Here is a 20,447-nt window from a genome sequence, read left to right as displayed (position 1 = left end):
TTTCAACACAGCATGTCGCGGTGCCCGCTCAGGCCGCCGCCCCGGGGCGGCGGCCTGAGCGGGCACCGCTCAGCGGGCGGCGCGCGCAAAGAGGTGGAAGGCCGACATCCCCAGGCCGGTGGGCCTGGGAAGCCGGAGGACGGGCTCGCGCTCGTCGTAGCGATCGGTCTCGCGGTGCCACTTGAGGATCCCGGCCATCCAGTCGCGCAGTTCCTCGACGTAGGAGGAGAGCGCGGCCCGCGCGGCGTCGTCCAGGTCGAGCCGGTCGCAGAGGGCGGGGAGCTCCCCGGCGGCGAGGTGCTCGAACTGGCGGCGGCGCGAGGCGATGAGGTCGGCGACGATGGGCAGCGCCTCGTCGCGGCCGCAGCCGAAGAAGTTCCCGACGGCGAGGACGCCGTTGTTCAGCTCGCCCTCGTACTCGATCTCCTTCTGGTAGGAGAAGCAGTCGTTGAGCAGGCACGCGACGTCCATCGCGGAGGCGTCGATCTCGCGCAGGGTGCGGGTCTCGAAGACGTGCTGAGGGATCTCGTCCGCGCGCCCGATGCGCGCCAGGCTCATCGTCAGCTCGGAGCCGAACGTGTGCCGGCGCATCTCGATGTAGTCGACGGGGTCGGGGACGCGCGACTGGAGGTGGTTGTTCAGTTCCCACACCCAGCTCTCGACCATGTGCTCGACGGCCGCCCGGAACTCGCGGCGGCCCTTGTCGTCCATGGGCCCGGCGGTGCGGGGCCACAGGTCCGCGAGCCCCGCCTCGAACGGGTTCTCCGGGGCGGGGGCGGCGCCGCAGTCCAGCGGCATGAACCGGGGGACGCGGGCGTTGAACGCCTTCGCGCCCGCCATGTCGCGGTCGCGGTTGAAGACGGCCGGGAAGAAGTCGTCGCCGAACGTGCCGCACGCCAGCCACTGGACGGCGAGGTCGAGCGCCTCCGGATCGGCGTCCGGGTCGAGGGACGCGGCGCAGACCTCCAGCACCATCCCGGCGAGCCGGTCGGGGCTCCACACCGGGACGGGCGTCCGGGGGTGGGGGGAGAACATGCCCATCTCCCGCGCCCAGGCGAGCAGGTTGCGGCCGGCGCGCTCGCGGTGCGGGTTCACGCGGGCCGCGTAGGGGATGTCGAACGAGGGCAGCGGCGTCGGCCCCACCCTCTGGAACGGGACGTGGGGGAGGCTGATCCGCGCCGACTTCACCAGGGCCGGGATGCGGGCGGCGGACATGCCGAGCGACCTGTCGTTCATGTACCGGCTGGACCGCAGGTGCCATTCGTGGCCGCCGGACTGCCAGTCCTGGAGGGCCTTCACGTAGGCCGCGACGCCCGCCCGCTCCGCCGGGTCGAGGCCGTGGTCCTCGAAGACGTGCGGCAGCTCGGTCACCGCGGTGTTCTCGAACTGGCGCAGCCGCGAGGTCAGCAGGTCGTTGACGGTGTCGGCGGCGACCTGCGGCGCGACCGACAGGAAGCGCTCCATCACCAGGACGGAGTTGTTGACCTCGCCCTCGGACTCGGTCTCGCGCTGGTAGGAGAAGATGTCGTTGCGCAGGTGGACGCCGTCGGAGAAGGTGTCCTTCAGGACGCGCAGCGGCCGCGTCGCCACCACGCGTTCGGGGATCTCGACGCCAGCGGCGTGCTCGGCGAGGTCGGCCGACCAGGGCGCCCCGCCGACCTTGCGCCGCATCTCGATGTACTCGACCGGGTTCGGGATCCGGCCGGTACTGATGTTGGACAGCTCCCACAGCGACTCGCGCAGCAGGTTCAGGGTGCTCATCGAAAAGCGGCGCCGCCAGGCGTCCGACCGCGCCGGGACGGTCCGCGCCCACAGGTCGGCGAGCCCGCGCTCGACGGCGTTCACCGGTTCGGGCGGGTCGAGCGACATGAACAGCGGCAGCCGGTCGAGGTAGGTGCGGGCGCCCTCCTGGTCCCGGGGTTTCTTGAGCACCTCCAGGAAGTGGTCGTCGAAGTAGAAGACCCAGACGTACCAGTCGGTGACGAGGTCGAGTTCGGGGGCGGCGCAGTCGGGGTGCGTGTAGGCGCAAAGGAGGGCGTAGTCCATCGCTTCGAGTGCGGGCTCGTCCCAGATGTCGGGGGTGCCGGGGTCCCGGTCGGCGTCCAGCATCTTCATCTCGCGCGCCCAGGCCATGGTGTGCCGGCGTGCGCCCTCCAGATGCGGGTTGAGTCGCGCGGGGTACGGGACGTAGAAGTCGGGCAGCTCGAAGGGTTGCATGAACCGGCCTCTCTGTCGGGTCCGGTTCGGCAACCTACAGCACCTGCAAAGTCACTGAAAGTGACATATTGCTTCCTGGAATCTCCTCCCCATCTGCGGGTAAGCCGAGGTCATGTCGGAGTCGCGCAAACCTGCCGCGGCCGGCGACCCGCTGGAGCAGAACCTCGTGCTCGCCCGGCGTGTGGTCGAGGCGGCGCAGCAGGAGATGATCGATAAGGCCAGGCAGCGCATACCGGCGCTGCGCCTCGGGGCCGTGGCCGGGGCCTTCGGGGTCATGGCGACCGCGGCCACCTACCGGATGAACGTGCTGCTGCTGGAGAAGAAGCTGCCTCCCGAACTGGCGTCGTTCATCACCGCCGCCGTGTACGGGGGAGGGGCCGGCGCGGCCGCGATGGCCGCGTCCCGCAAGTGGAAGGGGCTGCCGGCGCCGCTGCCGACCGACACGGCCCGGCAGGTCGTGGAGATCCTCACCGACAACGACTGATCGCCGGCCGCCGGAAGCGGGTGCGGACGGCCGTCGATGTTCTGTGACCGATGGGAGATCTGGGGTAGGCCCCCCGGCATGGACAGCGAAGCCACTCCGGTGCGCGCCGACGTCACCCTGGTCGTGAACGGGGCGGAGCACCGGCTCAACGTCGATACCCGAGCGTCCCTCCTGGACGTGCTGCGCGAGCAACTCGGCCTGACGGGGTCGAAGAAGGGCTGCGACCACGGCCAGTGCGGAGCCTGCACCGTCCTTCTCGACGGCCGCCGGGTGAACGGGTGCCTGGCCCTGGCCGTCGCCCATGACGGAGCGGACGTCGTCACGGTCGAAGGGCTGGCGCGGGACGGGGAGCTCAGTCCCGTCCAGGAGGCGTTCATCGAGAACGACGCGTTCCAGTGCGGGTACTGCACACCCGGCCAGCTCTGCTCCGCCACGGGAATGCTGGACGAGGCCGAACGCGGCTGGCCCAGCGTCGTCACCGGCGACCTGAGGGCCGACCCCGTACTCGACGACGACGAGATACGCGAGCGCATGAGCGGCAACCTGTGCCGGTGCGGCGCCTACGTCGGCATAGTCGCGGCCCTCAAACAGGCCGCGAGACGCAGGGAGGGGGCCGAGGCATGAGGCCCTTCGCGTACGAGCGCGCCACCAGCGCCGAGGACGCACTGCGGCGCCACCAGGACGGAGCCGTCTACCTGGGCGGCGGAACCAACCTCGTCGACCTGATGCGACTCGGCGTGGAGGAGCCGGCCAGGCTCGTCGACGTCGCGCATCTTCCGTACGACCAGATCGAACTGCGGCCGGACGGGAGCCTCGTCATCGGCGCGGCGGTGACCAACAGCGCCGTCGCCGCCGACCGGACCGTGCGCGAGGGCCATCCCGTCCTGGCGCAGGCCGTGCTCGCGGGGGCGTCCGGCCAGGTCCGCAACCTCGCCACCGTCGGCGGCAACCTGCTCCAGCGGACCCGCTGCTCCTACTTCCAGGACGCCGCCAAGCCCTGCAACAAGCGCACCCCGGGCAGCGGGTGCCCGGCGCGGGAGGGCGAGCACCACAATCTGGCGATCTTGGGCTGGTCGGACGCCTGTGTGGCGACGCACCCGTCCGACATGGCCGTCGCACTGGCCGCCTTGGACGCGTCCATACGCATCCGGGGGCGCGGTGGAGAGAGAACCATCCCCATCGAAGACCTGTACCGGCTTCCGGGTGACGAACCCCAGCGCGACACCACGCTCGAACCGGGCGACCTCGTCACCGCCGTGGAGGTCCCCGCGCTGGGCGTGCCGTCCCGCTACCGCAAGGTCCGAGAGCGCGCGTCGTTCGCGTTCGCGCTGGTCTCCATCGCGGCGGCCCTGGACGTCGGCGACGGCCGGGTGCGGGACGTCCGGCTGGCCCTCGGCGGCGTCGCCCACAAGCCGTGGCGGGCGCGGCGCGCCGAAGAGGCCCTGCGCGGCGCGGAGGCGACCGAGGAGTCGTTCCTGCGCGCCGCCGAGGCCGAGTTGGAGGCCGCCGAGCCGCTGCGCGACAACGCCTACAAGGTGCCGCTGGCGCGCAACCTGATCGTCCGGACGCTGACCGAGCTGGGGGAGGAGTCATGACCGACCGGCTGGAGGGCCGCGAGAAGGTCACCGGGACGGCGCGGTACGCGTTCGAGTACCCCGTGCGGAACGCCGCCTACGCCGCGGCGGTCCAGGCGAGCGTGGGCAAGGGGCAGGTCAGGTCGGTCGACGCCGAGGCCGCGCTGAGGCTGCCCGGGGTGCTCGCCGTCCTGTCCTGCGAGAACGCCCCCGAGCTCAGCGACACCTCGGACGGCGAACTGGCCCTGTTCCAGTCGCGGACGGTCTCCTTCCGCGGCCAGTTCGTCGCCGCCGTGGTCGCCGAGACCCTGGAGACCGCCCGGGAGGCGGCCCGCCTGCTGCGCGTCGAGTACGCCGGGGAGGCACCGGACGTGCGGCTCCGCGCCGACCATCCGGGCCTCTACAAGCCGGACAAGGTGAACCCGGTGTTCCCGGCGGACACCGAGCAGGGCGAGCCCGAGAAGGCGTTCGCCGACTCGGCGGTGCGCGTGGACGCCGTCTACACGACCCCGGCCGAGCACAACAACCCGATGGAGCCGCACGCCACGATCGCCCAGTGGAACGAGGACGGCACCCTCACGCTCTACGACTCCAACCAGGGCGCGTCGACCGTCCAGGCCACGATCGCGAAGGTGTTCGGGCTCGATCCTTCCCGGGTGCACGTTGTATCGCCGCACGTCGGCGGCGGTTTCGGCTCCAAGGGAATGCCCCGGCCGAACGTGGTGCTCGCCGCGATGGCCGCCCGCGCCGTGGGACGTCCCGTGAAGTTCGCCGTCCCGCGCCAGCAGATGTTCGCCACCACCGGCTACCGGACCCCGACCATCCAGCGTCTCCGGCTCGGCGCCGACGAGGACGGGCGGCTGAACGCGATCCTCCACGAGGTGACCGAGCAGACCTCCACCGTCAAGGAGTTCGCCGAGCAGACCGCGACGCCCACGCGCATCCTGTACCAGGCCCCGCACCGCCTCACGTCGCACCGGGTGGTGGCCTTGGACGTCCCCACGCCGTCCTGGATGCGGGCCCCCGGGGAGACGCCCGGCATGTACGCGCTCGAAACGGCGATGGACGAGCTGGCCGTCGCCGCGGGCATCGACCCGGTCGAGCTCCGCGTGCGCAACGACACCGACCGGGAGCCGGAGAGCGGGCTGCCGTTCAGCTCGCGGAACCTGGTCGCCTGCCTCCGCGAGGGCTCCGAACGCTTCGGCTGGGCGGGGCGCGCCCCCGAACCCGGTGCCCGCCGGGAGGGCCGCAAGTTCGTCGGTATGGGCGTCGCCGCGTCCACCTATCCCGCCTACCAGCGCCCCAACCAGGCCACGGCCCGCGCCGAGCCCGACGGGACGTTCACCGTCCGGATCGCCGCCGCCGACATCGGCACCGGCGCCCGCACCGCCCTGGCCCTGATCGCCGCCGAGACGCTGAAGGAGGATCTCGCCGACGTCAGGATGGAGATCGGCGACAGCGCGTTCCCCCGGGCGTCGGTGGCGGGCGGCTCCGCCGGGACGGCCGGCTGGGGCACGGCCGTCGTGCGCGCCTGCGAGGCCCTGCGCGGCAAGCTGAACGGCGCCGTCCCGCCCGGGGGGATCGAGGCGTCCGCCGACACCGGCGAGGAGCTCAGGGCCCGGGCCGAGTACGCCCGGCACGCGTTCGGCGCGCAGTTCGCCGAGGTGGAGGTGGACGCCGACACCGGAGAGGTCCGCGTCCGCCGGATGCTCGGCGTGTTCGCCGCCGGCCGGATCATCAACCCCACGACGGCCCGGTCCCAGTTCATCGGCGGGATGACGATGGGCGTCGGGATGGCGCTGATGGAGCAGAGCGTCATGGACCGGGAGTTCGGCGACTACCTCACCCGCGACCTCGCCCAGTACCACGTCCCGGTCTGCGCCGACATCCGCGACATCGACGCCGCGTGGGTGGAGGAGTCCGACCCGCACCTGAACCCGATGGGCGCCAAGGGCATCGGCGAGATCGGCATCGTCGGGGCGGCGGCGGCCGTCGGCAACGCCGTCCACCACGCGACCGGCATCCGCGTCCGGGACCTGCCCATCACCCCGGCCAGGCTTCTCCAGGCCCTCTGACCGAGGGAAAAGTTCACTATCAAGGTGATCTCCGTCATCGGGACGGGTAAGGATCACGTGCTCGGGGGCGACCACTACCCCGCGAGGTGATCGCCGTGTACCAGCAGGTCCTCGATCCCGTCGCCGACTCGCTCGGCTGGAGCTCCCTGGTCGCCGCGCTGCCGCTGGCCGTGCTGTTCGTCCTGCTCGGCGGCGTGCGCATGCGCGCGTGGCCGGCGTCCCTGATCGCGCTGGCCGTCGCGCTGGCGGTCGCCGTCTGGACGTACGGCATGCCCGCCGACCAGGCGCTGCTCGCCGCCTCCGAAGGCGCCGCGTTCGGCTTCTACCCGATCCTGTGGATCGTCATCAACGCCCTCTGGGTCTACAACATCACCGTCGCCACCGGCCACTTCGACGTGCTGCGCCGCTCGTTCGCGCAGGTCAGCGACGACAACAGGCTCCAGGCGGTGCTGATCGCCTTCTCGTTCGGCGCGCTGCTGGAGGCCCTGGCCGGGTTCGGCACGCCGGTCGCGGTCACCTCCGTCATGCTGATCGCGCTCGGCTTCCCGCCGCTCAAGGCCGCCGTGCTGGCCCTCACCGCCAACACCGCGCCCGTCGCGTTCGGCGCGATGGCGACGCCGATCCTCACGCTCGGCAAGGTCACCGGCGAGTCCAGCGACACGCTCGGCGCCATGGTGGGGCGGCAGACCCCGATCCTCGCCCTGTTCGTCCCGCTCGTCCTCGTCGTCATCGTGGACGGGCGGCGCGGCCTGCGCGAGACCTGGCCCGTCGCCCTGCTGTGCGGCGCCGCGTTCGGCGTCGCCCAGTACGTCACGGCGAACTTCATCTCGGTGCCGCTCGCCGACGTCGTGGCCTCGCTGGTCTCGGCCGCGGCCGTCGTCCTCGCCGTCCGGCTGCGTCCGTCGGCGGCGCCGGCGAGGCCGGCCCCGGTCGCGGGCGGTGCGGCGGACGAGCCGACCCCCGAGTTCGCCGCCCGCGTCGAAGGACGGGACGGGGGACCGGACGGGGACTCCCGCGCCGAGGTCGCCCGCGCCTACGCGCCCTACGCGATCATCATCGCGGTCTTCGTCGTCTGCCAGATCGGGCCGGTCAAGGATCTCCTGGACAGGGCGACCCGGACGTTCTCCTGGCCGGGCCTGCACCTCACGGGCCCGTCCGGCAAGCCGCTGGCCCTGCCGACCTTCACCTTCAACTACCTGACCACGCCCGGCACGCAGATGCTCGTCGCCGGGCTGATCACCATGGCCGCCCTCGGCGTCGGCCTGCGCCGGGCCCTGGGCGCCTACCGGACGACCCTCGTTCAGCTCAGGTGGGCGATCATCACGGTCATGGCCGTCCTGGCGCTGGCCTTCGTGATGAACGCCTCCGGGCAGACCGTGACGCTCGGGACGTGGATGGCCGGTGCGGGCGGCGCGTTCGCGCTGCTGTCGCCGATCCTCGGCTGGCTCGGCACCGCCGTCACCGGATCGGACACCTCGTCCAACTCGCTGTTCGGCTCCCTGCAGGTCACCGCCGCGAACAAGGCCGACCTGTCGACGGTCCTGATGGCGGCGACCAACAGCTCCGGCGGCGTCCTCGGCAAGATGGTGTCGCCGCAGAACCTCGCCATCGCCGCGGCGGCCGTCGGCCTGGACGGGCGCGAGGGCGACATCTTCCGCCGCGTCGTGCTGTGGAGCCTGCTGTTCCTCGCCGGGATGTGCCTGCTCTCCGGCCTGCAGTCCACCGCCGTGCTCGGCTGGATGGTCCCGTGACGGGCCCGTGAGGCGCTACTGCCGGTAGCCTTCCACTTCGCCGGCGGGACGGACCTGGGCGTCGTCGGGGTTCTGTCCCGCCGCGAGGCGGGCCCGCCGCTGCCGCAGCAGATCCCAGCACTGGTCGAGGGCCACTTCCAGGTCCCGCAGCCGCGCCTGGGCCTCGGCGTTGGAGGTCTCGGCCCGCTCGTGCGCCTGCCGGAGGGCGTGTTCCTCCTCGATGAAATCGTTGATACGTTCCAGGATCGCCTTCTCGTCCATGAAATGGCTTCCGATCGTGGTTTTCCGCTCTGGTGGGGTCCAGAAGGTCCCGACAGGTGAGAGCCTTGCATATACGGGGCCGCGCACGGTAGCGGCGGCGCCCCCGTTGAGGGTGAGGAGCAGATGACGGTCTGGCGGATCACCGGCGGCGAGGGCGCCCCCGACCCCGGTGCGCGGGAGGCTGCCCGCTACGACATCGTCGAGCACGACTCCGCGCTGCTGCGCATCACGGCCGCGTCGGGCGTGTCCCGGGTGCTGCTCGCCGGGGAGGTCGACGTCTCCAACACCGCCGCGGTCGCGCACGCCCTGCGCGCCGTCCACGAACGCGGGTCCGGTGACCTGCACGCCGACCTGTCGGGGGTCGAGTTCATGGACGTCGCGGGTCTGCGCGCCTTCAGCGAGGCCGCCCGCGCCCTGCACGACCGTGGCCGCCTCCTCGTCCTGCACGGGGTCCCCCCGCACATCGAGCGGCTGTTCACGCTGATCGGCTGGCACACCACGCCCGGCCTTGAGATCCACTGCCCGCCGCCCCGCTGAGCCGCCGGAGGACCGGGCCGCCGGAACACTGAGCCGTCGGAACACTGAGCCGCCCGATCGCCGAGCCACCTGACCCGCGTCCCGGACCGCCGGGCCACCGGATCGCCATGCCCGTGTCAGCGCCTGGCAAAGGGTGCCGGGTGCAAACGCGAACCTCTTCAGGAAACGGTCATATGCCGTTTGACCTGCTTGAACACGGTTAGGAGGGGCTTACAGCTCTCCGATTCAGAGGGGGATCTCATGGCAAGGCGTAGAGAGCACCAATCCGCGCCGATGCCCGGCGAGCACACGGGATCGGCGATGCCCGCGGAGGGCATGGAGACGCCGGCGCACGGCGCGGCCGCGCCGGCGCACGGCGCGGCGATGGCGCCCCCGCGGGGCGCGGACCAGGCCGGCGAACACGCGCTCTGGGAGGACCGCACCCGCGTCTTCCTGCAGCCCATCGCGGCGCCGTCGATCCTCGGGCTGTTCGGGCTCGCCGCGGCGGCCATGATGGTGGGCGCGTGGCAGGCCGGCTGGTACGGCGGCGCCGGCACCCCGCTCATCCTGTGGCCGTTCGTGCTGACCTTCGGCGGCGTCGCGCAGCTGCTGGCCGGCATGTGGGGCTACCGGGCGCGCGACGGCGTGGCCACCGCGATGCACGGCATGTGGGGCGCGTTCTTCATCGGCTGGGGCCTGCTGTTCCTGCTGGTGAGCATCGGCGCCGCGCCCGTGGCGCTGGCGCCGGTCCTCGGTACCTCCTTCCAGGGCTTCGCGTTCTGGTTCATTCCACTCGCGGTGATCACCGGCCTGGGCGCGCTCGCCGCGCTCGGTGAGAATCTGATGACGGCCCTGGTGTGGGGCTGCCTGGCCGTCGGCGCGGGCTTCACGGCCGCCGGATTCTGGGCCGGCTCGACCTGGCCGCTGGACGTCGGCGGCTGGCTGTTCGTCGCGGCGGCGGTGGTCGCCCTGTACGCGGCGGCCGCGATGATGTTCGTGAACAGCTTCGGACGGACGATCCTGCCCACGGGCATGATCCGCCGGGGCGCCAACATGCCCGGCGGCCGGGGAGTCCGGCCCCTGGAGTACCGGTACGGTGAGCCGGGTGTGAAGATCGGGCAGTGATGTCCGGCGTTTCGCCTTGACATTCCCGTTACCCTATGCTGAGCCCAAGAAGGTTGGAAACCGGGCTCGGAGGGGGAGCGGGAATGTCATCGGCGGTCCGGCGGACGTGGCGACGCCTCGTCCAGTCCTACAACCTGCTGTGCGCGCGCGAGGACGCGACGGCGCGCGGCGTCTCCATTCCCAGCGGAGTCTGGGCCTGCGACCACTGCCACGCGCCGCACCTCGAACTGGCCACGCTCAAGCACCACCTCCGCACCGAACACGCCTGACCCCGCCCGTCCCCGGTCTCCCGGGGATCCGGCCGGATGGGATCAGTGCAGGGAGCGGCGGGCCACCAGGGCGGCGTTCAGCAGCTGGAGGTCGCCGGGGCGGCCCGGGTCCAGTCCGGTGAGGGCGCTGATGCGGCGGATGCGATAGGCGACCGTGTTCGGGTGGACGTGCAGGGCCGCACCGGTCGCGCGGCGGTCCAGGTCGAACGCCAGGTAGCGCTCCAGGGTGCTCAGCAGATCCGGCCTGCGGTCGAGCGGCGCCAGCAGGGCGGCGAGCGCGGCGAGCGCGCCGCTCGGGCGGCTCAGCTGGTAGTCCAGCAGGACGTCGGCGAGCCGGTACAGGCCGGGCGGGCGGCCCGCCCGGCGCACCAGATCCATGATCTCGGCGGTCTGGGCGACGGCGCCCGGCACGCCCGCCGGGCCGATGATCTCCGCGGCGGCCGTCACCTCGATGTCGGCCGCCTTCGCCGCGCCCGCGACCAGGTCGTGCAGGGCCTCCCAGCCGGAGGAGAAGGGCAGTAGAGCCGTCCCTCCCGATGCGTCCAGGGCGGTGAGGGCGGGCTCGTCGGCGACGGCGTCCAGGGCGGTCCGGACGCGGCGGATCTTGCGGCGGGCGGCGATCCGGGCCCGCTGGCCCGAGCCGGCCTCGTCCGGATGCGGGCCGAACGCCAGCGCCAGGACGGCGTACCGGGGCGCCGGGCGGTGCCCCGCGGTGTCCCCTGCCAGCAGCGCGGTCATCAGGGCGTGCCGGCCGCCGTGCTCCTGGCTGTCGAGGATCTGCCGCACCTCCAGGTAGGCGGCGCTGACGGCCGAGGTCAGCAGCCGCTGGAAGTCGAGGAAGTAGCCGAGCGCCTCCTGGAAGGCGGGCAGGTCGGCGGGCTCGGCCCCGGTGGTCAGCTCCTCCCAGGCCATGGCCGCCCCGATCTGGTAGGCGGCGAGGATCGCGTCCAGCGGCACGCCCTCCTCGGCCCGTAGCGCCGCCGAGTCGCGCTGCCGGGCGAAGTCGGCCGCGCGGGCCGGCCGGCGCCGCTCCAGGACGTCCGCGAACTGCCGCAGGCTGTGCTGGACGATCCCGGCGATGTCCCCGGCGACCTCCTCCTGCGGCAGTTCGGCGTAGACGGGCAGCTCGGCGAGCAGCCGCGCCACGACCCGGCGGGTCAGCAGCGGCGCGCGGACCCGCAGATGGGCCGCCATCGGCCGGCCCGCCACCCGCAGCGCCGGCGTCTTGTCCCGCGTCACAACGGCTCCCGGAAGAGTCTGTCCCCACGCCAATTGAACGGCGTGTCCAGATTCTGGACGATCACGGCGACATCGTCCATGACGCCGGGAGTCAGCTCATGAAGCGTCTGTTCAACGGCCGCCCGTCCACCGGCCGGGTCGTCACGCGAGTCGCCGCACGCCGGCGCGGCAGGGGCCGGGTCGTCAGGGGCGCCGTCGGCGCGATCGTCCTGGCGGGGGCGGCCCTCGGCGGGACGGCGGTGCCCGCGGCGGCGGCCGCGCAGGAGTACGTCGCGCTCGGCGACTCGATGGCGTCCGGCCCGCTCATCCCGGACATCACCGGCCCGATCGGCTGCGGGCGCTCCACCCACAACTACGCGCACGAGCTGGCGTCCCGGCTCGGCGCCGCGCTCCGGGACGTCACCTGCAGCGGCGCCAAGACCACCCACATGACCCAGTCGCAGAGCACCAGCGTCGGCGGTGTCGACACGGGGACCGTCCCGCCGCAGCTCGACGCGCTCACCGCGTCCACCGCGCTGGTGACCCTCACCATCGGCGGCAACGACGTCGGCCTCGTCGGCATCGCCCAGGACTGCGCCACCCTCGACCCCACCGCCACCCCGTGCAAGGGCGAGTTCGAGGAGCAGGTGGCCCAGCGCACCCGCGACTTCGGCCCGAAGCTGTCCGCCGTCCTGGACGGCATCCGCGCCCGCTCCCCGAAGGCCCGGATCGTCGTCACCGGCTACGGCCTCTACATCAAGCAGAACGGCTGCTGGCCCGTGCAACCCGTGCTCCCCACGGACGCCAACTTCCTGCAGGGCTCCGTGAACGCCATGAACGACGTGATCCGTCAGCAGACGACCGCGCACGGCGGGACCTACGTCGACCTGGTCACGCCCAGCGCGGGACATGACGCCTGCCAGTCGTCGTCCAGGCGCTGGGTCGAGGGCTACGTCCCCGTCCACGCCGCCGCCCCCCTCCACCCGAACGCGCAGGGCGAGGCCGCCTACGCCGCCGTCCTCGGCGGCGTCCTCGGCGCCTGAGCCCGCTGATGACCCGTCCCGGCCAGGCCCCTCGGCCGGGACGGGCCGTAAGCTTCGTGACGCCGACCGGAGGGGCTCACATGAACGAGCAGATGCGCGCCAACACCGCCGCGTACGAGCAGACGATCCGCTCGACGCTCGCGCTCGCCGAGACGTTGCGCGACGACGACTGGGACCGGCCGACCGAGTGCCCCGGCTGGACGGTCAAGGACCAGTTCTCCCACCTCGCCGGTGTGGAGCGCGACCTGCTCGGCGACCCCGCCCCGCCCGTCGAGCTGCCCGAGTTCGACCACCTCCGCAACGACTTCGCCCGGTACACCGAGATCGCGGTGCACGCGCGGCGGCCCGTCCCCGGCCCGCAGGTCGTGGCGGAGCTGGCGGACGCGCTCGAACGCCGCCTGGTGCAGGTGGCCGGCGAGGACCCCGACCGCGTCCTGATGTGCCCGGACGGCAGGGAGGGCCCCTACACGCGGTTCATGAAGTTCCGCGCCATGGACTGCTGGACCCACGAGCAGGACATCCGCCGCGCGGTCGGCCGCCCCGGCAACCTCGACGGCCCGGCGGCGCAGTGCTTCTGGGAGCTGCTGAGCCGCTCCCTGCCCCGCATCGTGGCCCGCGCCGCGAAGGGCGAGCCCGGCCGGAGCGCCGCCCTCACGATCTCCGGCCCGCCCGACTTCGAGGTCGCCGTGACCGTCGGCGACGACGGTCGCGGCACGTGGTCGGACGTCCCGGCGTCCCCGGCGGCGAGGATCGCCATGGACTGGGAGACCTACGTCCGGCTTGCCGCCGGCCGCTGCGCGGCGGGCGACGTCGCCGTCCGCACCGAGGGCGACGGGGAGCTGGCCGGCGGGGTCCTCGCCACCATGGGCGTCACCCCCTGAGCCGCCGCGACCCCCTCAGCGGTGCCGGACGGCGTCCGGGAAGTGGGAGGCGAGCAGGTCGGGCGACTCCTCGCGGCCGTCGAGGACGCGGTTGGTGCGGGTCACGGCGCGCCAGCCGGACGGGGTGCGGCGCAGCCGCCAGTGGTTGGCGGTGGCACGGCGCAGCACGAAGCCGTCCGGCCGCTTGACGATCATGAGGGTGTAGCCGACGGCGGTGGCCTCGTCGCCGGAGACCGCGACGTGCGGCGGGCCGACGACGTGCGCGCAGCCGCCGGAGATCCACCGCTGGTGGTTCGCCGAGCGGACCATCGCCTCGATCTCCGGGTGCCCGGTCATCATCAGCTCGTCCACGTCGTAGACGCCGTCCGGCTCCCAGAGCCCGGCGACCTCGGCCGCGCAGCCGGCGTCGACCAGCGGGCCGTAGGAGAGGATCAGCCGGGTGATCTCCCGCTCGTCCTCCAGGGCACGCAGCCGCTCTTCGAGGGCGGCCAGGCGGGCCTCGACGCTCACGCCTCCTCCCCGAAGGCCAGGCCGTAGTCGGCGGCCAGCCCGCGCAGGGCGGCGAGCTGCTCGCAGTAGTGCGGTGCCGAATCCGACTCCATCCGGACGCCGGCGATCGTGGCGCCCGCCTCGCGCAGCCGGGCGAGCGCCGTCCCGGACGCCTCCGGTGCGCCGATCGGGTCCAGCGGGCGCGACGGTGCGAGGACCACGTCGAAGCCGGGCGGCACGTCGGCGTCCGCGAGCATCTCCGCGAGCGTGCGCAGCGGCAGGCCGAACGGGACCCAGCCGTCGGCGTCCAGCGCGCGGCGCAGCGAGCGGCCCGAGCGGCCGCCGATCCACAGCGGGACGCGGTCCTGGACGGCGTGCGGCTCCACGACCAGACCGGAGTAGGCGTAGTGCTCGCCGCGGTACTCGGGCGTGCGCCGCGACAGGGACGCGCGGAGCGCGGCCAGTGCGTCGTCGGCGCGGGCGCCGCGGCCGGCGAACGGTGCTCCGAGCAGGCCGAACTCCTCCTCCAGGCTGCCGACGCCGAGGCCGAGCGTGAGCCGCCCGCCGCTGACCCGGTCGAGCGTGCCGTAGCGCTTGGCGATGGCGAGCGGGTGGTGGTAGCCGAGCACGAGCACCTGCGTGGCGAGCCGGATCCGGGACGTGCGGGCGGCGAGGTGGCCGAAGGTCGCGAGCGGGTCCCAGTAGACGCCGCCGCGCTGCTCGGCCGCCCCGGCCGGGACGGCGACGTGCTCGCTGCACGTCACGTGGTGGTAGCCGAGCCGGTCTGCGGTCCCGGCGATCAGGGCGATCTCCTCGATGCCCGCGTCGCGCTCCCAGGCGGCATGGCCGGGCGGCTGCGCCACCACCGGCGTGACGATCCCGACGCGCATCGCTGCTCCCCTCGTTGGCAGAAAAACGTTCTATCACGGCGTCCGGTCCGACCTGGGCCGCGGTCCCGATGTCGTAGCCTCCGGCTGACCTGCCCTTACTCCCCCTCTTCCGCTGAGAGCAAGCGGTTGCTACATTCGAGGTAACAAGAATTCATTTCAGTCATGTTCTGGGAGGTGCGATGACCGAGGCCACGATGCCGGAGGCAGCGACGCCGGAGGTCATGACGCGGCGGGGGGTCATGTCGGCGGCGGCCATGCAGTCGGAGAGCCTGCAGTCGGCGGACGCGCGCCGGGAGTCGCCGCCGTCGATGATCGAGCGGATGACGCTGATCCTCGACGCGTTCAACGGCCCGACCGCCCGGCTGACCCTGGAGGACGTCGCCCGCCGCACCCGGCTGCCGCGCTCCACCGCGCACCGGATCCTGGACCAGCTCGTCCGGCAGCGCTGGCTCGCGCACCACTCGTTCGGCTACGGGCTCGGCCAGCGCGCCCTCGGCCTCGGCGGGCAGGACGGCGGGCACGGCAAGATCCGCGAGGCCGCCGCGCCGCTGCTGCACGAGCTGCAGGTCACCACCGGGCTCGTCGCGCACCTGGCCGTCCTGGACGGCGCCGAGGTCTTCTACCTGGACAAGCTCGGCGGGCGGCTCGCGACCTCCGTCCCGTCGCGGGTCGGCGGCCGCGCACCGGCGCACTGCACCGCCCTCGGCAAGGCGATGCTGGCCTGGCTGGAGCCCGAGCAGGTGGACGCGCTGCTCGGCTCGGGCATCAGCCGCTTCACCAGCCGCACGATCGGCGAGCTCGGCACGCTCCACCAGGAGCTGCACCGCATCCGGCAGCGCCGCGGCCTGGCGTTCGAGCGCGGCGAGTCCTACCCCGGCATCGCCTGCGTCGCCGCGGCGATCCGCGGCGCGGAGGTGCCGGTCGCCGGGATCTCCCTGGTCGGCGACATCCGCGCACCGCTGGAGAACGTCGCGCCGCTGGTGGTCACCGCCGCCCGGGAGGCGTCGCAGATCCTGTTCCCCGGCTCGGCCCCCGGCGCCCGCGCGGGCCGCCCCGGCGGGCGCACCCGGCGCGCCGTGCGGACGGGCGAGGAGACCAGCTGGTCGCCGGAGACGATGAACCGGCTGCTCGCGGTCGACGGGCGCGGCGACTGGATGTGACGGGCGGCCGGAGGTGACGTCAACCCCAGCCCCACCGGTCGCCGATGCCCCACGGGTCGGGGGCGATCGGCGCGTCGGGCTCCCCGACGCCGAACCGGCTGCGGAAGAACACCATCGGGTGCCGCCACGTGCCGTTCACCACCTCGTGCCGGTCCACCGCCAGGACCCGCCCGATCACCACCTCGTGGTCGCCGGCCTCGTGCACGTCGTGCACGACGCAGTGGACGGCGAGCAGGACGTCCGGCAGGGCGGGGGCGCCCCAGCGCGACTCCTCCCACTCCAGGCCCTCGAACTTGGTGCCCCGGCTCGACCCGAAGCGCTCGCACAGGTCGCGCTGCTCCTCTCCGAGGACGTTCACGCAGAACCGCCCCGCCGAGCGGATCCGGGGCCACGACCGGCCGCGCTTGTCCGCGCAGAACAGGATCAGCGGCGGGTCCAGCGACACCGACGCGAACGACTGGCAGGCAAAGCCGACCGGCTCGCCGCCGTCGAGGGCGGTGACGACGGTGACGCCGGTCGCGAACTCCGCCATGGCCAGGCGGAAGTCCGCCGGCTCCGGCGCGGCCGCGTCGGCGTCGTGCAGGGGCGTGAGCGCTGGCTCGGCTGGCATGTGTTCACCTCGGGGCTGCGAGCGGGCGGGCGTTCGGATCCACTATGCGGTATTTCCACTAACAGGTACTCACCCGGCACCGGTCAAGGGGCGGCCGGTGAGCCCGAAGGTAGGCACGGCCCGCCGGGGCCACGCGCCCCGATCCCGATGAGTGGAAGCGGGTGCCGGGACGGGCCCGCCGAGCCGCCCTGAGACCCGCGTCCCGCTGATCGGGATCCACCGCCTGACCCCGCCGTCCCGCCGATTACGTTCCGGACAAGCCACCGTCGAAGGACTGGGAGATCATGCCTGCGGAGCTGACCTACGAGTCGACGTTGCGCGAGCTCGCCACCGACCAGGGCGTCCTGCGCTACCACGAGGCCGGTGAGGGCCCGCCGCTGCTGCTGCTGCACGGCTCCGGTCCCGGCGTCACCGGCTGGCGCAACTACCGCGGCAACCTCGCCCGGTTCGCCGAGCACTTCCGCTGCCTGGTCCTGGAGTTCCCCGGCTTCGGGGTCAGCGACCCGACCGACGAGCACCCGATGATGGCCGCCGGCGGCGCCGTGGTCCGGTTCCTGGACGGCCTCGGCCTCGACCAGGTCGACGTGATCGGCAACTCCATGGGCGGAATCGTCGCGACGCAGGTGGCGCTCCGGCACCCCGAGCGCGTCCGGCGGCTGGTGACCATCGGCGGGATCGGCCGCAACGTCTTCAGTCCCGCGCCCGGTGAGGGGATCAGGCTGCTGGCGGAGTTCACCGACGACCCGACCCGCGAGGGCCTCGTCCGGTGGCTGAACTCGATGGTGTACGACCCGCGGATCGTCACCGAGGAGATGATCGAGGAGCGCTGGCGGCAGGCGACCGACCCGGACACCCTCGCGAGCGCGCGCCGCATGTACGGCTCGAAGGCGATGGCGGCCCGCGCGAAGGCGATGGCGGCCTCCGACGAGCCGCCGTACTGGGCGATGCTCCACAGGCTCAAGGCCGAGACTCTGATCACCTGGGGCCGGGACGACCGGGTCAGCCCCGTCGACATGGTGCTCGTGCCGATGCGGACCATCCCGGACGTCCAGGTGAACATCTTCCCTAACTGCGGGCACTGGGTGATGATCGAGCAGAAGTCCGCCTGGGAGAGCGCCGTGCTGGCGTTCCTGACCCGGAAGGACGAGCGGTGAGCGACCGAGCGGTGAGTGACGGTGAGCACGCGAGCGACTGGGACCACGAGTACGACCTCGTCATCGTCGGCAGCGGCGGCGGCGGGATGGCCGCGGCGCTGACCGCGCACGACGCCGGGCTCTCCGCGCTGATCGTGGAGAAGGGCAAGAAGTTCGGCGGCTCCACCGCGATCTCCGGCGGCGGGATCTGGATCCCGAACAACCCGACGCTGAAGGCGCGCGGCCACGACGACAGCCGCGAGTCGGTCCGCCGGTACCTGGACCGGCTCACCGAGGGGCGCGTCCCGGCGGCGCGGCTGGACGCGTTCGTCGACAACGGGCCCGCCGCCATGGAACTGCTCTGCCAGAGCAGGTGGATGCGGTTCTTCTGGACGAAGGGCTACGCCGACTACCACCCCGAGTACGAGGGCGGGCGCGCGCTCGGCCGGTCCATCGAGGCCAAGCCGTTCGACACCCGCAAGCTCGGCGAGGACGAGCGGTACCAGCGGCCGAACAGCATGAAGGGCCCGCTCGGCCTGTGGATCACCGCGAAGGACTACCACGACCTCGCGATGGCCAAGCGCACCTGGACGGGCCGGCGCGCGTCGCTGGTCGCGGCGTGGCGCGTGTCGTCCAACATGGTCCGCCGCCGCCACATGGCGACCGGCGGCCGGGCCCTCGCCGCGCGGCTGCGGATGGCGCTGAAGGACGCCGGGGTCCCGCTCTGGCTGAAGACCGCGATGACCGAGCTCGTCGTCGAGGACGGCCGTGTCACCGGCGTCGTCGTCACGCGCGACGGTGCGCCGCTGCGCATCCGCGGGCGCCGGGGCGTCCTGCTCGCGACGGGCGGCTTCGACCACAACCAGGAGATGCGCGACACCTACCTGCCGAAGGGCGGCCAGGAGGACTTCGCGATGGGCGCCCGCGAGAACACCGGCGACGGCATCCGCGCCGGTGAGAGCGTCGGCGCGGCCCTGGACCTGATGGACGACGCCTGGTGGATGCCGGCCGTCCGCCACCCGGCGGGGGCGACGATCCCGCTGCTGTCGGAGCGGTGCATCCCGCGGTCGGTGATCGTGGGGCAGGACGGCAAGCGGTTCACCAACGAGTCCGCCCCGTACGTCAACTTCGTCCACGACCAGCTCGAGGGCGGGCACGTCCCCTGCTGGTTCGTGATGGACGCCAAGGCCCGGGCCCGCTACCCGTTCGCGCAGATCCTGCCCGGCGCGCCGATCCCGAAGGCGTTCTACGAGGCGGGCATCGCGTTCAAGGCGGACACGCTCGCCGAGCTGGCCGTCAAGATCGGCGTCCCGGCGGACGCGCTGGGCGAGACCGTCGAGACGTTCAACCGGTACGCGCGCGAGGGCAGGGACCCCGAGTTCGGCCGCGGCGACTCCGCCTACGACCGCTACTACGGCGACCCGAACCTGGAGAACCCGAACCTGGACGTGATCGAGGGCGGGCCGTACCACGCGTTCCGGATGGAGGTCGGCGACCTCGGCACCAAGGGCGGTCTCGTCTCCGACGAGCACGCCCGCGTCCTGCGCGGGGACGGGACGGCCATCGAGGGCCTGTACGTGACGGGCAACTCCTCGGCGTCGGTGATGGGCAACGAGTACGCGGGCCCGGGCGCCACGATCGGCCCGGCCATCGTCTTCGGCTACATCGCCGCCCGGCACGCCGCCGCCTCGGCCGGGTCGGCAGGGAAGGCCGCGGGACGCTCATGACGGCTCTGAAGGCGCGGGTGGTGGAGGTCGTCCGGGAGACGGCCGACGCGCACTCGCTCGTCCTCGAACCCGTCGAGGGCGACCGGGAGCGGTTCGCCTACCGGCCCGGGCAGTTCCTCACCGTCCGGGTGCCGGCGGAGGGCGGCTGGGCCGCGCGCTGCTACTCGCTGTGCAGCTCGCCGCTCACCGACGACCGGCCGAAGGTGACGGTCAAGCGGGTCGCGGGCGGTCTCGGGTCCAACTGGATCTGCGACAACGTCACGGCGGGCGACGTCCTGGAGGTGCTGCGCCCGGCGGGCACGTTCACGCCGCCCTCGCTGGAGGAGGACCTGCTGCTCGTCGCGGGCGGCAGCGGCATCACCCCGGTCATGTCGATCCTCAAGTCGTGCCTGGCGGGCGGCTCCGCGAAGGTGGCGCTGCTGTACGCCAACCGGGACGAGCGGTCGGTCATCTTCGCCGACGAGCTCAGGGAGCTGACCGAGCGCCACCCGGACCGGCTCACCGTCGTCCACCTGCTGGAGTCGGTGCAGGGCCTGCCGACGGCCGCCGCCGTCCTTTCCCTGGCGGGCCCCTACGCGGGCCGCCCCGCCTACGTGTGCGGGCCCGAGATCTTCATGGACCTGGTCTCCGAGACGCTCACCGGCCTCGGCGCGCGGGTGCACGCCGAGCGGTTCTTCTCGCTGGAGGGCGACCCGTTCGAGGGGCCCGAGGACGCGCCGGAGCAGGCGGAGGCGGAGGACGGCGACGCGGGCGAGATCGAGGTCGAGATGGACGGCGAGACCCGCACGGTTCCGTGGCGCGGATCCGAGCGGCTCCTCGACGCGCTGCTGCGCGCCGGGGTCGACGCCCCGTTCTCCTGCCGGGAGGGCTCCTGCTCGGCCTGCGCCTGCGTGGCGCTGGAGGGCGAGGTCACCCTGGACGCCAACACGGTCCTCGACGAGCAGGATCTCGCCGACGGCCTCATCCTCGCCTGTCAGGCGAGGCCGGTCACCGACCGGCTGAAGATCACTTACGACGGCTGACG

The 20,447-nt window shown here is 73.0% G+C and carries 20 protein-coding genes; 14 read left to right on the top strand and 6 right to left on the bottom strand.

From position 1 onward, the window contains the following. Positions 1-69: 69 nt before the first annotated feature. Positions 70-2,217, bottom strand: coding sequence for a terpene synthase family protein (locus tag BJ999_RS34210; RefSeq protein WP_179837088.1), 2,148 nt, complete (start codon positions 2,215-2,217; stop codon positions 70-72). A 112-nt stretch (positions 2,218-2,329) separates the two neighbouring features. On the opposite strand from BJ999_RS34210, the gene BJ999_RS34205 reads away from it, so the two are divergent. From BJ999_RS34205 to BJ999_RS34185, 5 genes are all read left to right on the top strand, one after another. Then, complete coding sequence (locus BJ999_RS34205) at positions 2,330-2,701, top strand: phage holin family protein (RefSeq protein WP_179837087.1); 372 nt, start codon at positions 2,330-2,332, stop codon at positions 2,699-2,701. Between the two features lie 78 nt (positions 2,702-2,779). After that, positions 2,780-3,325: a (2Fe-2S)-binding protein gene (locus BJ999_RS34200; RefSeq protein WP_218935369.1), complete on the top strand. Its 546-nt coding sequence runs from the start codon at positions 2,780-2,782 to the stop codon at positions 3,323-3,325. Then, a complete protein-coding gene (locus BJ999_RS34195) occupies positions 3,322-4,296 on the top strand; it encodes an FAD binding domain-containing protein (RefSeq protein WP_179837086.1) in 975 nt (324 codons plus the stop codon). Before BJ999_RS34200 ends, BJ999_RS34195 begins: the two co-directional genes overlap by 4 nt. Continuing rightward, positions 4,293-6,350: a xanthine dehydrogenase family protein molybdopterin-binding subunit gene (locus tag BJ999_RS34190; protein ID WP_179837085.1), complete on the top strand. Its 2,058-nt coding sequence runs from the start codon at positions 4,293-4,295 to the stop codon at positions 6,348-6,350. The genes BJ999_RS34195 and BJ999_RS34190 overlap by 4 nt, the downstream gene beginning before the upstream one ends. A 95-nt stretch (positions 6,351-6,445) precedes the next feature. Further along, entirely contained in the window at positions 6,446-8,101 is a 1,656-nt protein-coding gene (locus BJ999_RS34185; RefSeq protein ID WP_179837084.1) for an L-lactate permease, read from the top strand. Positions 8,102-8,116: 15 nt separating this feature from the next. Here the strand turns inward: BJ999_RS34185 and BJ999_RS34180 are convergent, their stop codons facing one another. Beyond that, complete coding sequence (locus BJ999_RS34180; protein WP_179837083.1) at positions 8,117-8,362, bottom strand: DUF2630 family protein; 246 nt, start codon at positions 8,360-8,362, stop codon at positions 8,117-8,119. Positions 8,363-8,485: 123 nt separating this feature from the next. Here BJ999_RS34180 and BJ999_RS34175 point away from each other — a divergent pair, with 123 nt between their 5' ends. The 3 genes from BJ999_RS34175 to BJ999_RS34165 all read left to right on the top strand — a co-directional run bounded on the left by BJ999_RS34175 (position 8,486) and on the right by BJ999_RS34165 (position 10,272). Continuing rightward, positions 8,486-8,899, top strand: coding sequence for an STAS domain-containing protein (locus BJ999_RS34175; RefSeq protein ID WP_179837082.1), 414 nt, complete (start codon positions 8,486-8,488; stop codon positions 8,897-8,899). 240 nt (positions 8,900-9,139) lie between these two features. Continuing rightward, the gene (locus tag BJ999_RS34170) at positions 9,140-10,003 is read left to right on the top strand and encodes an acetate uptake transporter family protein (RefSeq protein ID WP_179837081.1); all 864 of its coding nucleotides are present in this window, start codon (positions 9,140-9,142) and stop codon (positions 10,001-10,003) included. An 83-nt stretch (positions 10,004-10,086) separates the two neighbouring features. Next, positions 10,087-10,272: a hypothetical protein gene (locus BJ999_RS34165; RefSeq protein ID WP_179837080.1), complete on the top strand. Its 186-nt coding sequence runs from the start codon at positions 10,087-10,089 to the stop codon at positions 10,270-10,272. A gap of 42 nt (positions 10,273-10,314) precedes the next feature. Here BJ999_RS34165 and BJ999_RS43815 read toward each other — a convergent pair whose 3' ends face one another. Next, positions 10,315-11,511: a PucR family transcriptional regulator gene (locus BJ999_RS43815; RefSeq protein WP_218935368.1), complete on the bottom strand. Its 1,197-nt coding sequence runs from the start codon at positions 11,509-11,511 to the stop codon at positions 10,315-10,317. 98 nt (positions 11,512-11,609) lie between these two features. On the opposite strand from BJ999_RS43815, the gene BJ999_RS34155 reads away from it, so the two are divergent. Both BJ999_RS34155 and BJ999_RS34150 read left to right on the top strand, forming a co-directional pair. After that, positions 11,610-12,533 (top strand): SGNH/GDSL hydrolase family protein, encoded by a 924-nt coding sequence (locus BJ999_RS34155; RefSeq protein ID WP_179837079.1) that lies wholly within the window; start codon positions 11,610-11,612, stop codon positions 12,531-12,533. A gap of 80 nt (positions 12,534-12,613) precedes the next feature. Beyond that, the gene (locus BJ999_RS34150) at positions 12,614-13,414 is read left to right on the top strand and encodes a maleylpyruvate isomerase family mycothiol-dependent enzyme (protein ID WP_179837078.1); all 801 of its coding nucleotides are present in this window, start codon (positions 12,614-12,616) and stop codon (positions 13,412-13,414) included. A gap of 15 nt (positions 13,415-13,429) precedes the next feature. Here the strand turns inward: BJ999_RS34150 and BJ999_RS34145 are convergent, their stop codons facing one another. Both BJ999_RS34145 and BJ999_RS34140 read right to left on the bottom strand, forming a co-directional pair. After that, positions 13,430-13,924, bottom strand: coding sequence for a nuclear transport factor 2 family protein (locus BJ999_RS34145; RefSeq protein ID WP_179837077.1), 495 nt, complete (start codon positions 13,922-13,924; stop codon positions 13,430-13,432). After that, positions 13,921-14,793, bottom strand: coding sequence for a TIGR03619 family F420-dependent LLM class oxidoreductase (locus BJ999_RS34140; protein WP_179837076.1), 873 nt, complete (start codon positions 14,791-14,793; stop codon positions 13,921-13,923). Before BJ999_RS34140 ends, BJ999_RS34145 begins: the two co-directional genes overlap by 4 nt. Positions 14,794-14,972: 179 nt before the next feature. On the opposite strand from BJ999_RS34140, the gene BJ999_RS34135 reads away from it, so the two are divergent. Next, a complete protein-coding gene (locus BJ999_RS34135; RefSeq protein ID WP_229809958.1) occupies positions 14,973-15,953 on the top strand; it encodes an IclR family transcriptional regulator in 981 nt (326 codons plus the stop codon). Between the two features lie 19 nt (positions 15,954-15,972). Here the strand turns inward: BJ999_RS34135 and BJ999_RS34130 are convergent, their stop codons facing one another. Continuing rightward, a complete protein-coding gene (locus BJ999_RS34130) occupies positions 15,973-16,563 on the bottom strand; it encodes a flavin reductase family protein (RefSeq protein ID WP_179837075.1) in 591 nt (196 codons plus the stop codon). Between the two features lie 284 nt (positions 16,564-16,847). On the opposite strand from BJ999_RS34130, the gene BJ999_RS34125 reads away from it, so the two are divergent. Genes BJ999_RS34125 through BJ999_RS34115 form a run of 3 tightly spaced genes read left to right on the top strand, consistent with a single transcriptional unit; the run spans position 16,848 to position 20,445 of the window. Then, positions 16,848-17,717 (top strand): alpha/beta fold hydrolase, encoded by an 870-nt coding sequence (locus BJ999_RS34125; protein WP_179837074.1) that lies wholly within the window; start codon positions 16,848-16,850, stop codon positions 17,715-17,717. Beyond that, positions 17,714-19,423: an FAD-binding protein gene (locus BJ999_RS34120; RefSeq protein WP_229809957.1), complete on the top strand. Its 1,710-nt coding sequence runs from the start codon at positions 17,714-17,716 to the stop codon at positions 19,421-19,423. The genes BJ999_RS34125 and BJ999_RS34120 overlap by 4 nt, the downstream gene beginning before the upstream one ends. Continuing rightward, positions 19,420-20,445: a ferredoxin--NADP reductase gene (locus tag BJ999_RS34115; protein ID WP_179837073.1), complete on the top strand. Its 1,026-nt coding sequence runs from the start codon at positions 19,420-19,422 to the stop codon at positions 20,443-20,445. Before BJ999_RS34120 ends, BJ999_RS34115 begins: the two co-directional genes overlap by 4 nt. Positions 20,446-20,447: the final 2 nt, after the last annotated feature.

The sequence above is a fragment of the Actinomadura citrea genome (genome assembly GCF_013409045.1).
GTDB lineage: Bacteria > Actinomycetota > Actinomycetes > Streptosporangiales > Streptosporangiaceae > Spirillospora > Spirillospora citrea.
The sequence above is the reverse complement of the archived record's forward strand: the minus strand, read 5'-3'. Positions and strand labels throughout refer to the sequence as shown.

Coding starts and splice junctions, on each gene's coding strand:
- BJ999_RS34210 (WP_179837088.1), bottom strand. CDS start 2,217: ATGCAACCCTTCGAGCTGCCCGACTTCTACGTCCCGTACCCCGCGCGA.
- BJ999_RS34205 (WP_179837087.1), top strand. CDS start 2,330: ATGTCGGAGTCGCGCAAACCTGCCGCGGCCGGCGACCCGCTGGAGCAG.
- BJ999_RS34200 (WP_218935369.1), top strand. CDS start 2,780: ATGGACAGCGAAGCCACTCCGGTGCGCGCCGACGTCACCCTGGTCGTG.
- BJ999_RS34195 (WP_179837086.1), top strand. CDS start 3,322: ATGAGGCCCTTCGCGTACGAGCGCGCCACCAGCGCCGAGGACGCACTG.
- BJ999_RS34190 (WP_179837085.1), top strand. CDS start 4,293: ATGACCGACCGGCTGGAGGGCCGCGAGAAGGTCACCGGGACGGCGCGG.
- BJ999_RS34180 (WP_179837083.1), bottom strand. CDS start 8,362: ATGGACGAGAAGGCGATCCTGGAACGTATCAACGATTTCATCGAGGAG.
- BJ999_RS34175 (WP_179837082.1), top strand. CDS start 8,486: ATGACGGTCTGGCGGATCACCGGCGGCGAGGGCGCCCCCGACCCCGGT.
- BJ999_RS34170 (WP_179837081.1), top strand. CDS start 9,140: ATGGCAAGGCGTAGAGAGCACCAATCCGCGCCGATGCCCGGCGAGCAC.
- BJ999_RS34165 (WP_179837080.1), top strand. CDS start 10,087: ATGTCATCGGCGGTCCGGCGGACGTGGCGACGCCTCGTCCAGTCCTAC.
- BJ999_RS34155 (WP_179837079.1), top strand. CDS start 11,610: ATGAAGCGTCTGTTCAACGGCCGCCCGTCCACCGGCCGGGTCGTCACG.
- BJ999_RS34150 (WP_179837078.1), top strand. CDS start 12,614: ATGAACGAGCAGATGCGCGCCAACACCGCCGCGTACGAGCAGACGATC.
- BJ999_RS34140 (WP_179837076.1), bottom strand. CDS start 14,793: ATGCGCGTCGGGATCGTCACGCCGGTGGTGGCGCAGCCGCCCGGCCAT.
- BJ999_RS34135 (WP_229809958.1), top strand. CDS start 14,973: ATGACCGAGGCCACGATGCCGGAGGCAGCGACGCCGGAGGTCATGACG.
- BJ999_RS34130 (WP_179837075.1), bottom strand. CDS start 16,563: ATGCCAGCCGAGCCAGCGCTCACGCCCCTGCACGACGCCGACGCGGCC.
- BJ999_RS34125 (WP_179837074.1), top strand. CDS start 16,848: ATGCCTGCGGAGCTGACCTACGAGTCGACGTTGCGCGAGCTCGCCACC.
- BJ999_RS34115 (WP_179837073.1), top strand. CDS start 19,420: ATGACGGCTCTGAAGGCGCGGGTGGTGGAGGTCGTCCGGGAGACGGCC.